This window comes from Algoriphagus namhaensis, from assembly GCF_042649705.1.
In the GTDB taxonomy this organism is placed as follows: domain Bacteria; phylum Bacteroidota; class Bacteroidia; order Cytophagales; family Cyclobacteriaceae; genus Algoriphagus; species Algoriphagus namhaensis.
This window is the reverse complement of record NZ_JBHRZS010000007.1, coordinates 595,602-610,235: the sequence shown is the minus strand read 5'-3', so window position 1 is coordinate 610,235 and position 14,634 is coordinate 595,602. Positions and strand designations below refer to the sequence as shown.

Annotated in this window: 11 protein-coding genes; 8 read left to right on the top strand and 3 right to left on the bottom strand. The window is 41.3% G+C overall.

The window, feature by feature from the left end; genetic code table 11:
- The first annotated feature begins 20 nt into the window (after positions 1 to 20).
- From ACFOSV_RS10950 to ACFOSV_RS10930, 5 genes are all read left to right on the top strand, one after another.
- Positions 21 to 719: an SOS response-associated peptidase gene (locus tag ACFOSV_RS10950; RefSeq protein WP_377906057.1), complete on the top strand. Its 699-nt coding sequence runs from the start codon at positions 21 to 23 to the stop codon at positions 717 to 719.
- A gap of 85 nt (positions 720 to 804) precedes the next feature.
- Positions 805 to 1,803: a 3-oxoacyl-ACP synthase III family protein gene (locus ACFOSV_RS10945; RefSeq protein ID WP_377906056.1), complete on the top strand. Its 999-nt coding sequence runs from the start codon at positions 805 to 807 to the stop codon at positions 1,801 to 1,803.
- Positions 1,804 to 1,806: 3 nt separating this feature from the next.
- Positions 1,807 to 2,364, top strand: coding sequence for a hypothetical protein (locus ACFOSV_RS10940; protein WP_377906055.1), 558 nt, complete (start codon positions 1,807 to 1,809; stop codon positions 2,362 to 2,364).
- A gap of 124 nt (positions 2,365 to 2,488) precedes the next feature.
- Positions 2,489 to 4,066, top strand: a complete 1,578-nt coding sequence (locus ACFOSV_RS10935; protein WP_377906054.1) for a toxin-antitoxin system YwqK family antitoxin — start codon at positions 2,489 to 2,491, stop codon at positions 4,064 to 4,066.
- Between the two features lie 49 nt (positions 4,067 to 4,115).
- Positions 4,116 to 4,283: a Lacal_2735 family protein gene (locus tag ACFOSV_RS10930; protein ID WP_377906053.1), complete on the top strand. Its 168-nt coding sequence runs from the start codon at positions 4,116 to 4,118 to the stop codon at positions 4,281 to 4,283.
- A 189-nt stretch (positions 4,284 to 4,472) separates the two neighbouring features.
- On the opposite strand, the gene ACFOSV_RS10925 is transcribed toward ACFOSV_RS10930, so the two are convergent.
- Positions 4,473 to 4,994 (bottom strand): phosphoheptose isomerase, encoded by a 522-nt coding sequence (locus ACFOSV_RS10925; protein ID WP_377906052.1) that lies wholly within the window; start codon positions 4,992 to 4,994, stop codon positions 4,473 to 4,475.
- Between the two features lie 195 nt (positions 4,995 to 5,189).
- Between ACFOSV_RS10925 and ACFOSV_RS10920 the strand changes: the two genes are divergently transcribed.
- The 3 genes from ACFOSV_RS10920 to ACFOSV_RS10910 are packed head-to-tail and all read left to right on the top strand — an operon-like array spanning position 5,190 to position 11,048.
- The gene (locus ACFOSV_RS10920) at positions 5,190 to 6,428 is read left to right on the top strand and encodes an ROK family protein (protein ID WP_377906051.1); all 1,239 of its coding nucleotides are present in this window, start codon (positions 5,190 to 5,192) and stop codon (positions 6,426 to 6,428) included.
- 29 nt (positions 6,429 to 6,457) lie between these two features.
- A complete protein-coding gene (locus ACFOSV_RS10915; RefSeq protein WP_377906050.1) occupies positions 6,458 to 9,739 on the top strand; it encodes a VCBS repeat-containing protein in 3,282 nt (1,093 codons plus the stop codon).
- On the top strand, positions 9,732 to 11,048 hold the full coding sequence (locus ACFOSV_RS10910) for a vanadium-dependent haloperoxidase (RefSeq protein ID WP_377906049.1): 1,317 nt from the start codon (positions 9,732 to 9,734) through the stop codon (positions 11,046 to 11,048). The genes ACFOSV_RS10915 and ACFOSV_RS10910 overlap by 8 nt, the downstream gene beginning before the upstream one ends.
- A 22-nt stretch (positions 11,049 to 11,070) precedes the next feature.
- Here ACFOSV_RS10910 and ACFOSV_RS10905 read toward each other — a convergent pair whose 3' ends face one another.
- Positions 11,071 to 12,921 (bottom strand): FAD-dependent oxidoreductase, encoded by a 1,851-nt coding sequence (locus tag ACFOSV_RS10905; RefSeq protein WP_377906048.1) that lies wholly within the window; start codon positions 12,919 to 12,921, stop codon positions 11,071 to 11,073.
- A 130-nt stretch (positions 12,922 to 13,051) separates the two neighbouring features.
- Positions 13,052 to 14,617, bottom strand: coding sequence for a SusD/RagB family nutrient-binding outer membrane lipoprotein (locus tag ACFOSV_RS10900; RefSeq protein ID WP_377906047.1), 1,566 nt, complete (start codon positions 14,615 to 14,617; stop codon positions 13,052 to 13,054).
- Between the last annotated feature and the right edge of the window lie 17 nt (positions 14,618 to 14,634).

Here is a 14,634-nt window from a genome sequence, read left to right as displayed (position 1 = left end):
AAAATAAATCACGAGCATACATGTGTGGAAGGTATTCCTTAGGAAAAGATAAAAAAGATCTGGAAGAGCGATTTCAGGCTGAAATGTTGGCAGAATTCAATCCACGCTATAACATAGCTCCCACTCAGCTCGTTCCCGTTATCACCTCTCAAAGCCCAAAAGGTTTTTCATTTTTTTATTGGGGCATCACTCCTGATTTCGGTAAAAACAAGCCTGTGTCTCAAAAATTAATTAACGCCAAGGCTGAAACCGTAGATCAAAAAATTTCATTCAAATCTTCATTCAAAAGTAGAAGATGCATTATTCCAGCGGATGGATTTTATGAGTGGAAAAGACTCGGAAAGAAAACGAAAATCCCCTATCGGTTTGCTTTGGCTGATCAAGGACTTTTTTCTTTTGCTGGGATTTGGGAAGAATATGAAACATTAAACGGAGACGTCCAGCATACCTTCCTCGTTTTAACCACTTCTCCTAATTCATTGGTAAGCGAAGTCCACGATCGGATGCCGGTTATCCTGAATCGTGAGGACGAAAAAAAATGGCTCGACAACTATTCTTCTCCCGAAGAGCTCAAGGCACTATTAAAACCCTACGAAGAGGATAAAATGATAAGTTTTACCGTTTCTCCCTCGGTCAACTCGGTACAGAATGATTATCCAAGTCTACTAAAAAAAGCTTCTCCCGCCGATCAGCACGGTAATTATACGCTTTTCGGATAATCCCTTTCATCAAAATCTAGAATCCATTTTTGCTTAGCAGCTATTACTTCCGATATTTACTTCCCAAGAAATAAACCCAAAAGGCATGTATAGATCGAAGATTTTAGGTGTGGGACACAACGTTCCGGAAAGAGTGGTGACTAACGACGAGCTCTCTGGAATGATGAATACAAATCACGAGTGGATTGTAGAGCGCACGGGAATAGAAGAAAGACGATGGTACACTCCGGGAAAAGAAACTGTGACCAGCATGTCAAAGAAAGCCTCCATCATGGCGATGGAGCGAGCAGGAGTCAGTGCTGAAGAAATTGATTTCATCGTTTTTGCCACCATCACTTCAGATTACTTTTTGCCTGGTAATGGTGTTTTGCTCCAGCGAGAGCTTCCTTTTAGGGAGATTGGCGCTTTAGACATTCGTAATGCTTGTTCTGGTTTCATTTATGCACTTTCTGTAGCTGATCAGTTTATTAAGACTGGGATGTACAAAAAGGTCTTGGTGGTTGGTGCAGAAATCCAATCCTCAGCCCTTGACAAGAGTGATGAAGGAAGATCAAGTTCGGTGATTTTTGCTGATGGAGCTGGTGCTGTGGTATTGGGTGCTACGGAATCTGAAAATTCAGGGATTTTATCCACCCATTTGCATTCACAGGGAAAATATGCAGAAGAGCTCTACTGCATCGCGCCAAGTTCGAGTGGGAAAATTCGAGTATCTCAGGAAATGATTGATCGAGGAGATTTCTTTTTAAAAATGAATGGAAATGCAGTCTTCAAACATGCGGTAGTTCGCTTTATGGAGGTGATAAATGAAGCCTTAGAACACAATCAAATCGACAAATCTGAGATTGATTTATTGATCCCTCATCAAGCAAATTTGAGAATCAGCCAATATGTGCAAGCAAAACTTGAACTCCCCGCCGAAAAGGTTTTTAATAATATTATGAACAAGGGAAATACCACAGCGGCAACTATTCCTATTGCCATGAGTGAAGCGTGGGAACAAGGGAAAATTAAGGAAGGTGATCTGCTTTGTTTGGCAGCCTTTGGTTCTGGGTTTGCCTGGGCATCAGCACTACTTCGCTGGTAAGTAATGGAAAATGAGCGCCTGGACCTAGACCTGTGGATGAACCAAGAGCTCATCAAAAGACAAAATCGACTGAAATCACAGATGTGGGCGATGTTTTCTGAATTAGGGAACACACTTGCCTCACATCCATTGGTTCGACATCACCCAAATTCTAAAGGAGTAAAGCTGAGCCAAGGGAACAATCTAGTCGGATACCCCTATCATGTTTTGGATTTAATTCGAGATTTTGATCCTAAAAATGGACTAAATATCCGTGTCCTAAACTGGTTTGGTCATGGTTTTTACCTCATTGTATATTTGGGCGCAGGTCGTATTGCTAATTTGCCCCTTGATTATTTGAATCAAAAACTAAAATACTCTACAGCAGATGATCCTTTTGACTATCCCGGTATGATTCTAGAGAAACTTTACACTAATCCTAAATCATTCGAAATAACTCCGGTTGGACTTCAAACTTGGTTTAAAGCGATAGAGGCCAATCATTCGAAAGAGGAAATGCGAACGCGCATAGCAAACAGCACCATAAAAATATTGGATATCCTGAATCGAAGTGTGGTATAATGGGAGAATTCGGTTATTTTTAAACTGCGTTTAATATTTTCCGTACAATTAGCGGTATTCAAGTTTTTTCACCCTTAACCCATAATTAAGGCAAAGATCAACGTTTTTGCTGATTGCTGCATATATGAAATATCTACTGTCAATCCTTTTTTTTACGATCTGCCTAAACGTTTTTGCTCAAGAACCTCGGATGGTAAAGCAGTATAATGCTGATTCCAGCCTTATGGCAACGGGTCTGATAAAAGGGTCCTTACGAGAAGGTCTTTGGAAGTATTACAATCCTAAAACAAATACCTTATTGATTGAGGGTCAATTTAAAGATGGCCTACGCGAATCAACCTGGACTGGCTACAATCCAAATGGAAAAGTCAACCTTATCACCAATTATAAAAACGGGGTTATTAATGGGCCAGTAAAAGTTTTTGACGCTGCTGGCGCCCTGAAGCGTGAGATGATTCTCCGTGATAGTATTCTAGTCGGTGAGTGGGTAGAATACTATGGCAGGACAGGTAAACCCGAGTACATAGATCCAGGTCAAGTTTTCATTCAGGGATCCTATGACAATGGCAAAAAGACTGGTCAATGGATTACTTTTCATGACAATGGAGAAGTGGCCATCCGAGAATTTTATCTAAAGGGAGAAAGAAATGGCCCATACTTGGAATATGATTACGACGGAGTATTAGTAATCGAAGGAACATACAAGGAAGGCCTTATGGAGGGCACTTTCACGGAATACTTTGATAGAAGTATGATAGTACAGCAAGGGGAATTCAAGGCAGGACAAAAAGTAGGTGAATGGAAAGCCTATTTTCCCGGGACAAAAAACCTTGAAGCGGAGGAATATTACAATGACGAAGGAAAACGGGTTGGTACTTGGAAATACTATTATGACAACAAACGCCTTGCGCGAATAGAGCGGTACGACTTGGGTATCGCAGTGGGCGATTGGGAGGAATACTATCCTAACAAACAACTAGCAAAACGCAAAACCTATGAATTAGGAGTACCAGTAGGAGAATACAAGGAATACCATGAATCGGGTAAAGTATCTGTTACGGGTCAATATGCCAACGGTATGAAAACTGGCATTTGGAAAAGCTTTTTCCCTGATGGGGAGATTTACTCCATAGGTGAGTATAGAAACGATCTAAAAACAGGGCTTTGGAAGTATTTCAATAAAATAGGAATTCTAATCGCTGAAGGGGAATACACGCTAGGTCTCGAGCAAGGCCAGTGGTTTTACTACTACGATGGCGGACAATTGAAATCTGTAGGTTCGTATGAACTGGGCTTCGAAGACGGCCTTTGGGGTCTTTTTTATGACAACAAGCAATTGACCCAAGAAGAAACCTGGTCCAATGGTCGATTGATGAACGTTGGGGATTATTATACCTACGATGGAAATAAAACCCTAGACAAAGGAACCCTAAAAGATGGGAATGGCACTCGCATTACGTATTACGTTTCCGGCCAAAAAGAGTCAGAAGGTGTACTGAGAGATGGCAAAGCTTCAGGAAATTGGACTTTTTACCATGAAAATGGCAGGAAAGCATCCGAAGGAGTAATGGTCGATGGTAAGAAGGAAGGTCCGTGGAGATACTTTAATTCTTCAGGAAGACTTTCAGATATCATCAATTACGAAAATGATGAGATCAAAGAAGAGCAAGAATCAGCTGTTACCATCCCAACCATATTTTAATTTCAAACCTTCTTCCTACCTGGATAGTTGAGAAAAGAAAAGACTTACCATGTTTGGACTATTCAAAAAGAAATCAGAGAAACAAAAGCTTCAAGACGCCTACCAAAAAAAACTATCTGAAGCGCATAAGGTATCTCACAGCAACCGTACCCAGTCTGATAAATTGATGGCAGAGGCGGAAGAAATAGCGAAAAAAATCGACCAGCTTAAGGACTAATTTGGTCAAATCCTTAATTTCACATACTATAATTTGGATTTCAAACTTTTTTGACTACATTAAGGTCATATTGTTTGAGCTAGTCCGATAGAACATTTTTTATGAAGTACATTTTATTTTAAGGGTGATTGAGCTACGGACGACCAAAAATTAATTTTTAAAAAACCCGAATCGCGAGATTCGGGTTTTCTATTTTCTAGCATAATCATCAGAAACCCGTACAATATCTTCTTCATTTGAAGGATTTTCGGGATCGGTATGCATCCAGATTTCAGCCACTACACCCCATTCATTAGCACCAACTAATCGATGCCTCTCCCCTTTTTCTAAAGAAATGACCTGATTCATTTCCATAGCCACAGGACCCTCCTGTTTGTCACTGGCACTTCTGGCTATTTCTGCTTTTCCGTAAACTAATTTCCATAGCTCCGCACGACGATGGTGATACTGCCATGAAAGTCGCTGAGCTGGGCCAACTACCAGTATTTTTGGACTTAGCTTAAGTTTCAATTGCTTTTCATCTAATTCCACTTCTTCAAAAAAATACTTTTTAAATAGCAAAATCTGGCTCTCATCCAAAACAAAAAAACCACCCCATGGCCGATCTTGATCTTCAGCTGTAATTCTCAGCTCCATTTCTTGTATGGACTTTCGAATTTTGTCGAAAACTTCAGCTTTATCTAAGGCAAAATCAAGGTTTAAATTCTTCATATCTGTAATTCAATGGGTTATGCGAAATTCAATGACTGATTGTAACAGATTTTCACTAATCTTTTCACAAACTCAATGCAACTTATGTCAATAATTCAAAAAGTATTTAATAACAGCAACCCAATTTGTGTATTTTTTTAATTAAGTATTTTTTTGAGTATCAAAAAATAGCTTAATTGAAGCAAAGTCCAACCTATGCACCTAATTAATCCCCAAGAAGCCATCTCCCGGCTCGATGGCGTAGTAGAAATCAAAAGCTATGTCAATAAAATCAAGATCATCAAAAACCTATTTTTGAATGAAGCAAACACGGCTGGTGAGATCTGCAACCAAGTAGGCATCTCACTTCCTACGGTTAACTCTTTACTTACTGATCTGATGAGTTCGGGAGAAGTCATCAAACAAGGCCGGGCCGAATCTCAGGGTGGCAGAAAGCCTGATCTATATCGATTGGCGCCAGATGCATTTTATGTCTTATCGGTTGACCTTTCCAAATACAACTTAAATCTTGGGCTTTATTCCTGTAATCATAAGCTCGTAAATGACAAAAAAAGTCATCGGGTTAACCTGAATAATAACAAGGAGACCTTTGATGATATTTGTGATAAAATAGAAGACTTCATTACCAAAAGTGGTATTCCAAATGAAAAGGTCATCGCTATGGGGATTTCAATGCCAGGGCTGATCGATTCCCTTGGTGGAGTTAACTATACTTACTTAAGATTTGGTAGAAAAACTTTGCTGGAAAATCTTCAAGAGCGCTTTCAGAAAAAAATATTTCTTGAAAATGATGCTAGGGCGATGACCTTGGCTGAGTTTAAGTTTGGAACAGGTATCGAATACAAAAATGTATTGGGAATATTTATTGGCTGGGGAATCGGACTGGGTATCATTATAGATGGAAAGCTTTATCGCGGCGCCTCAGGATTTGCGGGTGAGTTTAGTCATTCACCCATTTTCGAGTCAAGGGAGGTTACCTGTAGCTGCGGAAAAAAGGGTTGCTTAGAAGCTGTGGCCTCTGGTACAGCCATTGTTAAAAATGCCATGGAAGCCATCAAACTGGATCCTGATAGTATTTTAGCAAGGTTAGTCAAAGAAAATGACGGAGAAATAGAGCCATCTTTAGTTGTAGAGGCAGCTCTCTCAGGAGATCAGCGCGCTATCACACTGCTATCAGAAGCCGGTCTTGACTTAGGTAGAGGGATTTCAATGTTGATCCAACTTCTAAATCCTGAACTAATCATCATCGGTGGATCAGTAGCCGAAGCAGATCAATACCTGATTACACCTATCCAGCAAGCCTTGAATATCTATAGCATGGCAAAATCGCGTGAAAAAACTCAGCTCTCCCTTTACAAACTTGGAGAAGATGTGGGGTTATTAGGTGGTGTAGCCGTAGTAAACGAGAAACTTTTCGAAGATATCATCGAATAAAGTATAAAGGCCTCTCTTGAAGAATACCAATGGAAAGTAGCATAAAACCCCATTTTCTATCATTCTTTAAAGGGATTGGGATTTTTCTCATCCTTTTATCGGGCGATGCCTTGGGACAAAATTCTAAAAGTCCACTTTTCAATGAATTGAGCGCAAAAAAGCTCAAAATCAACTTTAAAAACTCTCTCAAAGAGGACGCCCAAAACAACATCCTTCGTTATGAGTACTTTTACAATGGTGCCGGGGTGGCAGTAGGTGATTTAGATAATGATGGTCTTGAGGATCTGTTTTTCACGGCAAATATGTCTTCAAACAAGGTTTACAAAAATCTTGGAGACTGGAGATTTGAAGATCGGGCCAAAGCGGCAGGAGTTACTGGAAAGGATTCTTGGACTACAGGCGTCAGCATGGCCGATGTAAATGGAGATGGTTGGCTAGATATTTATGTATCCTTCTCGGGAAAAGGTGATGAAGAAAGCCGCAGAAACGAGCTTTGGATCAATCAAAAAGACTTCACATTCATTAATGAAGCAAAGAGCTATGGACTTGACGATCCATCAAATTCAACTCAGGGTCTATTTTTTGATTTTGATCGAGATGGAGACTTAGATCTTTTTTTACTAAATCACCACATTCAGGTAATCACAGAAATCGAGTTTGACCAAGCAAGAGCTGTGAGGCATCCCTATGCAGGGGATAAGCTCTACCGGAACGATGGAGGAAAGTTTATAGATATATCCGAAAGTGCAGGCATCAAAGGCAATGCCTTGGGTTTTGGCCTCGGAGTGGTGTCAGCTGATGTAAATGAGGATGGGTTTCCCGATCTTTTAGTGACCAATGACTACATCGAGCCGGATTACCTCTATATCAATCAGCAAGATGGTACTTTTAAGGATCTTACTGCAGATTATTTCCAGCATATCTCTCACTTCTCCATGGGGGCTGACATATCAGATGTCAACAACGACGGGTTGATGGATATCTACACCCTGGATATGCTACCAGAAGATAATGAAAGGCAGAAACTACTCTATGGACCTGAAAATTATGAGCAATATTCCTTGATGATCGAACGTGGCTTCTATCATCAAAATATGCGTAATATGCTCCAACTAAATCAGGGGGAAGGTCTTTTTTCTGAAATCGGTCAAATGGCAAATATCTCTAACACAGACTGGTCTTGGTCTGCCCTTTTTTTTGATGCCAATAATGATGGTAATAAAGACCTGTTGATCACCAATGGTTACTTTCGAGACTATACGAATAGAGACTTCCTAAAGTATAAAGGAGACTATTATTTCAAGCAGGCTGTGGCCAAAGAAAAAGCAGATACCCTACACTTGGTGACCAGCATGACCTCGACGCCAGTTCATAATTACATTTTTGAAAATCAAGCAGATCTGACTTTTGCAGATCGAACTAAAGATTGGGGATTTGATACTCCTGGTTTCTCAAGTGGGGCAGTATATTCCGATTTAGACAATGATGGGGACCTAGATCTAGTGATCAGCAATCTGAATGACGCTCCAAGTATTTATGAAAATAAGAGCGAGGGCCAAAATTATTTGAAAATTAGACTGAAAGCATCAGGATCAAATACTTTTGGCGTAGGAGCCAAAGTTGAACTGAGAACTGGAAATACCCTCCAAAAGGTAGAAAATCAACCTGTCCGTGGATTTCAATCAAGTGTTTCGCCTATTCTTCATTTTGGACTTGGAAGTGTTAACGAAATTTCAGAATTGACGATTACTTGGCCAGATGGGACTATTCAATCCTTAATTGGAGTGAAAGCCAATCAGCTCTTAGGAATCGAACAAAAATCTAGCAACCCATCGAAGGATGTAGATATATCCTCGCCCCTACTCTCTGAAATTCAAGGACCGGAATTCATCTCTGGAATAGTAGGGTTTAATGATTTCAAACGTCAGCCCTTGATGGTGACTATGCCAAGTTACATTGCTCCAACTATGGCCTCAGTCGATTTGAATGGAGATGGTCATCTCGAGGTTTTCTTTGGTGGTACCAAAGGCCAAGCTGCCGAGATTAAAACTTATATTGATGGTGTTTGGAAACCATATTCCGGCTTTAGAAGTGAAGAAAACTATACAGATGCCGTAGCTATTTTTGGCGATGTCAATGGGGATGGTCTTGAGGATTTATTCCTCGGAAGCGGAGGGTTTCATGACTATTTGAGCTCGGATGACTGGCTCAGCGATCGCTTATATCTCAATGATGGAAAAGGTAAACTCGTCACATCCGCACTTCCAGACTACAAATTTGCCACGGGAACGGCTCAGTTTGTAGACATCAATCAAGATGGATACTTGGATATATTTGTTGGTGCACGACTATTGCCAGGCCGTTATCCTGAAGTGCCCAAAAGCGTTATTCTGCTCAATGATGGTAAAGGAAGTTTTCGCCTAGGAGAAGAAAGCCTTTTGCCTAATTTGGGCAAACTGGGACTAATTACAAGTTCAACCCTTCTTGATCTAAATTCCGATGGACTTGAAGATTTGGTTTTAGCGGGGGAATTCACGCCTCTTACTTTTTTGATTAATACTGGAAGTGGTTTTGAAGATGAAACCTCAAGTTACCTTGAAACAAACCTTTCTGGATGGTGGAGCAGTCTAGCATCAGCAGATTTTGATGGGGATGGAGATTTAGATTTGATTGCTGGAAATTTCGGTTTGAACTCTCAATTTGAAGCAAGCGAAGATAAGCTCCTTCGACTTTATTCAGCAGACTTTGATCAAAACGGGTCCATTGACCCTATTCTGGAATGCTTTGTAGGAGATGGGGCGTACCCTTTTCCGAGCAGGGATGAGCTCTTGGATCAAATGGTATCGATGCGAAGTAAATTCACGGATTATGGCTCCTATTCCAAAGCAACAATGAACGATCTCTTTTCAAGTGAGCAACTGGAAAAAGCACAGATGTTAGAGGCCAATACTTTAAGTTCTTATTATCTCGAAAATGAAAATGGGCGTTTCGCCCCCAAAAAATTACCCATGCTGGCACAGAGTTTTCCTGTCTACAGTATTCTTCCGGTTGATCTGAATCAAGACGGAAATATGGATTTAATTTTAGGAGGTAATCAAAATTTTAATCGAATCCGAATTGGGATGATTGATTCAAGTTTCGGTTTGGTACTATTAGGGGATGGAAAGGGTGAATTCACTCCACTTGGTCCCTATGAATCAGGACTAGCAATCAAAGGCGATATCAAGTCAATTCTGAAGTTAAGTCAAGAACCCATCCTCGTTTTTGGTATCAACCAACAGCCAGCCAAGGCTTACAAGATCAATGAATAAAAAGTACATCATACTGCTATTGGCTGGGGTCTTCTTTTTTTCCACGGCTATCCTCCACGCCCAGAAAATTAATTCTTGGCCAGAAACCTACGCAGAGGAATTATTTCACATCACCGAGGTGATGGTAACGGATGTTGCTAGCCCTCCCGTAGCTGCTCGAATTTATGCTTATTCTACCCTAGCGAGCTATTTGGTAATCCAAAATTCCGGTGGAAAATTCGATCATGCTGATATCCTGGCTTCATCTTATTTAGATGATTTCGGACTAGAATCTACCTCGTTGGGCTCACCGGAATTTGCGGCTATTTATGCCATGCTTTCTGTGGGCCAGGCCATAATGCCTTCTGGCTATTTACTTGAAGACAAAAAGGAAGCTTGGATAAAAAAAGCCTTAAAATCCAAAATCATCAAAAAAAATGAAGTTGAAAGGCATATTGATTTCTCGAAAAAGGTGGCTGATGCGGTAATGAAAATTGCGAATGCTGATGGCTATTTACAGCTATCAACTTTGACTCGGTATTCGCCTACGAAGGAAAAGGGGAAGTGGTACCCCACCCCTCCGGCTTATATATCTGCAGTGGAGCCGGAATGGAAGACGATTAAACCCTTCTATCTACAGAATCTCGAAGATTTCCAACCAGCACCGATGGCTCCTTTTGATATGAATAAAGGCAGTAGCTTTAGGAACCAGTTGGATGAAATCATCGAAGTCACTGGAAATCTCTCTGATAAAGAAAAGCTCATTGCCAATTTTTGGGATTGTAATCCATTTATGGTGGATGTGACAGGACACATGGCTATAGGGATCAAAAAAATAAGCCCTGGAGGTCACTGGATGGGTATTACTGGGATTGCCGCCGTCAAGGAGAATTTAAGCTTTGCGGAAACAGCTTATATCCATGCCTTAGTAGGAATGACCCTCCACGATGCCTTTATTTCCTGTTGGCAAGCCAAATATGAAACAGATCGTATTCGACCAGAAACTGTAATCAATGAGGAGCTAGACCGGACTTGGAGACCGCTCCTTCAGACTCCCCCATTCCCGGAGTATACTTCAGGACACTCCGTCATCAGTCGGGCCTCAGCCGTAATCCTTACCGGCTATTTTGGGGATAATTTTGACTTTGTGGACACTTCAGAAATTTATTTCGGGTTACCTGAAAGGTCTTTTTCATCATTTTTACAAGCTTCCGAAGAGGCAGCTATTTCTAGGCTCTATGGTGGTATTCACTTCCGTGATGCGATTGAAGAAGGTATAAAACAGGGGGAAAAGATCGGTGATTTTATTTGGGAAAAGATTAATGAATAGAAAGCTATTACTCAAAGGCACTTTAATCAGTCACCTCCCCTTGCCAGTTTATCTCTTTAGCAAAAGGATCTAGCAACCGATCCAAAAGTACTGACGCCTGCTCTCTAGTCAGAACCAAACCATCAAAGAAATTCCCTTCAAGTCTTCCTTGGTCCCATGCCTCAGACACTACTGCTTGGTTAATGTCTTTATCCACTAGTTGGAGTAGCTCTATAAATCTACTCAACGTCAAATACTCTCCTGACGCCCCCCAGAAAGTTTGTAAACTAGGATACAGTGGCTTTAAACCTTGAATCAACTCGTATTCGGTCACTGCTCTTTCTGGGTAAAACCAAGTTTGATTGGCCCAAAGATAGGGCACACCCTCTCCTTTAAATATTCCCGTGGCCCCTACCCTTTGAATAGCCCCAAAGCTTTGCATCTCAGAGCTCACATCTATGAAAGGCATGATGTAAGCTTTTTGTAACAATAACTGCTTCTGAACAGCCCTAATTGAAATTTCAGCAGGAGTTTTACCATTTCGCAAAGCCACCACGGCTAAGGCTCCAGCCGCATGACCTATTCCCAAAACGACCGGCTGAAGTCGCGAAGCTCCATTGACGATATTTGACACAGATATACTTTTCTCGGCCAGGATTAATGCTGGATGATCCTTGGGAATCAAGGCTCCCAAAGGAACATTGTAAGAAGGCACCCGAATTTTTATGAAATCTATGTTTGGGGCATCTGGGCGTTCTTTATGATGGTGATCTATGGTGTAATCACCCACTGCTATTCCAGTTCGGTAAAGTGGATTTGGAGCATTGTAAGGAGTGCGCACATAAGGCAAAGTAAAGTCCACCAACCCATAATACCGTCTAGACTCTCGATGGTAGGGAATCATAGGCATTTGATCTGCGGTAGGATATTCATCATCTGCCAAGCCTAGATTTTTGAATCCAAGTTCGTTTTGAATGTAATAGACAAATTGAAGGGTTCTAAGTTTCGCTTTTTCAATTTCTTTCAATCGTTCTTCTGGAGTCAGTTCCACAAGATTTACATAATGATCATTTCCGCAATTCGGCCAATTGATCATGTATTTACCGTTTGGAAGTTTACCGTAATCAAGCATTTTGCCGCAGTCCAAAGTAGGATCTTCATCTGTGATTGGATCAGCATGTGCACAAGCACAGGCAAAAAGCTCAGGGTCGTATCCCTCAGGCTTTTGAATAGTCATGTCGGCGTCTGGACCGTAATCTTTTAAAGTAGCCACTAAAGTCAAATCTTGAATGATATCATTGGCTTCTGCCGGGGCAAAGCTTTCGCCAATCTCATCCCTAGCGTCCATTCCCAGGCGGTATGGTAGGCCTTGAGAGGCCGCTACATCACCTAGCTCGGTGGCATCGATTAGAAGTGTTGATTGAGCTTTTTTGACTTCTCCACCTTTGGTAAATGTCACTGACCAAAGCCCATTCGTATATTCAGCACTTTGCCAATCGCTTTCGAAGCTCACTTCTAAGCTTCTCACAGATTTAGCCATTTTATGGAGGATCTCATTTCCCACATGTGGCTCAAAAAGTGTATTACTTACCCATCCTGTGGCAAGCTTATCCGCACCGCCATAGTAGGCCTCCAATTCCCCTTTGAATTCACCCCAGATCCCAGAAGGAAGCCTATGATTCCCATCTATAGCAGACACACCTGCAGCTGTCAACATCCCTCCAAGCCACGTGGTGGGCTCAATAATCAATACACTGACTCCAGCACGACCCGCAGCGACACCTGCAGCTGTTCCACTCGCACCACCGCCCACGATGATAAGGTCGTATTTCTCTTGGGCAAAAGTGTAAAAACTGGCAAAAAAAAGGGCAAAGGTCAAAACTAGATTTTTCATAGAATTTGAAGGTAAATAGATTGTCACGGTTAGATCCTTGACTTAATTTAGCAGGAATTAAAGGAAAAAAGATAGAGGTTTTGAAATGAATCAAAACCTCTATCAGTATGTAATTTATGTAATGGATGAATTAATTTCCTCCATCCCACCATACTCTGGTAGCGAAGGTATCTCCTCCCATTCTGGCAATAGCAGATTGGTAATTGTCAGGATTAGAACCAATCTCCGACTCCCAATATCTCAATCTTCTAGGAATGAAATTTCCTTCAAAGGCGTTGGGGTCCTGAGTTGGAGTCAATTCTGGATATCCCGTTCTTCTCCAATTTGCCCAAGACTCTAAATCATTGAGATAAGTTGCTGCCCAATACTCTTCTCCGATCAGTCTTAACTTATCCTCATTGGATGCAGCATCGAATCCACGTCCGGCAATGTAAGCTTGAATCTCAGGTCCAGTTCTAGCGAATGAGGGATCGAACTCCACCCAAGAAGTAATAGCCGCAGTCACGCCTTTAGCGAAGTGAGATGATGCATCCGTATTGATCCATCCTTTCACGGCTGCTTCGGCTCTCATTAGCTCAACCTCAGCGTAGGAAATTAAGTAGTAAGGATCAGCCCAATCCAAATATTTAAGATTCAACATTGAGAAAATTTGATTTCCTCTTTCCTGGAAGCCAGCTGCCTGATCAGGATCTAGAACATTGAGAATGGTATTTCCTGTGTATCCATTAGGCATCCCCACCTGTGCCGCAGGATCAGTATTCCAAGTACTAGGATCTTCAGGATTGCCAATTCCTCCAGATAGAATCATTAATCTAGGATCATTGTTGGCTTTCATCCAATCAATAAATGTCGCAGAAATTTTACAATCCCTAGAGTACTTATAAGTGTTCCAGTAACCATCATTCAATCCATTACGGTTCTCACCAATTGGACCATCAGTGTAGTGAATGAATGCGATATCATCATTAGACTCGAATGTATTTGAATTCGCTTCGGTAAACACTTGCTGGGCTGTAGAAGGATCTACATTGCTCATGCGCATGGCTATCCTCATTAGCAATGCATTTGAAAATTTTCTCCACTTATTCAAATCACCAAAGTATAGATAATCCTGATTTCCTAGGCTTCTGGCCGATTCTGAAAACTTGTCTCTAGCAGCTCTCAAATCAGCAATCATCTGGGTATAGACTTCCTGCTGTGATTGATAAGCTGGAAACCAGAATTGCTCACCTTCCAAACCTTGACCTGCCTCTGAATAAGGCATATCTCCATACATGTCGGTCATTCGGTGCAAGTCAAAGACTCTCATTACAGTGGCAGCAGCGTTGACATTTGCTTCATTTGGATCTTCCGCTGTCATGTTTATCACATGAGTAAGTGGACCTACGACACCAGTAAAATGGCGCTCCATATAGGCACCACTGTAGCCAGCGTTGTAGAAATATTTATCTCCACTGAAATAGCCCGCAACAGATGCTGTATGTTGAATCATAGTAGCTGCATAAAGCATATTTGCTCGAGTATTTTCATACTCTCCACCTATTCTCAAAGTAGACAAAGAGAAAAGGAATGCCATATCCATCTCTGTCACTGAATTCTGATCAAGGTTCAGGTCAAGGAGATCCTCATCGCTACAGGATGTGGCCACCATGGCAACGCACATCACAAGAGCAGTTATTTTATTAAATATTTTCATTTTGTACATTTTTTAGG

Coding starts and splice junctions, on each gene's coding strand:
- ACFOSV_RS10920 (WP_377906051.1), top strand. CDS start 5,190: ATGCACCTAATTAATCCCCAAGAAGCCATCTCCCGGCTCGATGGCGTA.
- ACFOSV_RS10925 (WP_377906052.1), bottom strand. CDS start 4,994: ATGAAGAATTTAAACCTTGATTTTGCCTTAGATAAAGCTGAAGTTTTC.
- ACFOSV_RS10945 (WP_377906056.1), top strand. CDS start 805: ATGTATAGATCGAAGATTTTAGGTGTGGGACACAACGTTCCGGAAAGA.
- ACFOSV_RS10900 (WP_377906047.1), bottom strand. CDS start 14,617: ATGAAAATATTTAATAAAATAACTGCTCTTGTGATGTGCGTTGCCATG.
- ACFOSV_RS10935 (WP_377906054.1), top strand. CDS start 2,489: ATGAAATATCTACTGTCAATCCTTTTTTTTACGATCTGCCTAAACGTT.
- ACFOSV_RS10950 (WP_377906057.1), top strand. CDS start 21: ATGTGTGGAAGGTATTCCTTAGGAAAAGATAAAAAAGATCTGGAAGAG.
- ACFOSV_RS10915 (WP_377906050.1), top strand. CDS start 6,458: ATGGAAAGTAGCATAAAACCCCATTTTCTATCATTCTTTAAAGGGATT.
- ACFOSV_RS10905 (WP_377906048.1), bottom strand. CDS start 12,921: ATGAAAAATCTAGTTTTGACCTTTGCCCTTTTTTTTGCCAGTTTTTAC.
- ACFOSV_RS10940 (WP_377906055.1), top strand. CDS start 1,807: ATGGAAAATGAGCGCCTGGACCTAGACCTGTGGATGAACCAAGAGCTC.
- ACFOSV_RS10910 (WP_377906049.1), top strand. CDS start 9,732: ATGAATAAAAAGTACATCATACTGCTATTGGCTGGGGTCTTCTTTTTT.
- ACFOSV_RS10930 (WP_377906053.1), top strand. CDS start 4,116: ATGTTTGGACTATTCAAAAAGAAATCAGAGAAACAAAAGCTTCAAGAC.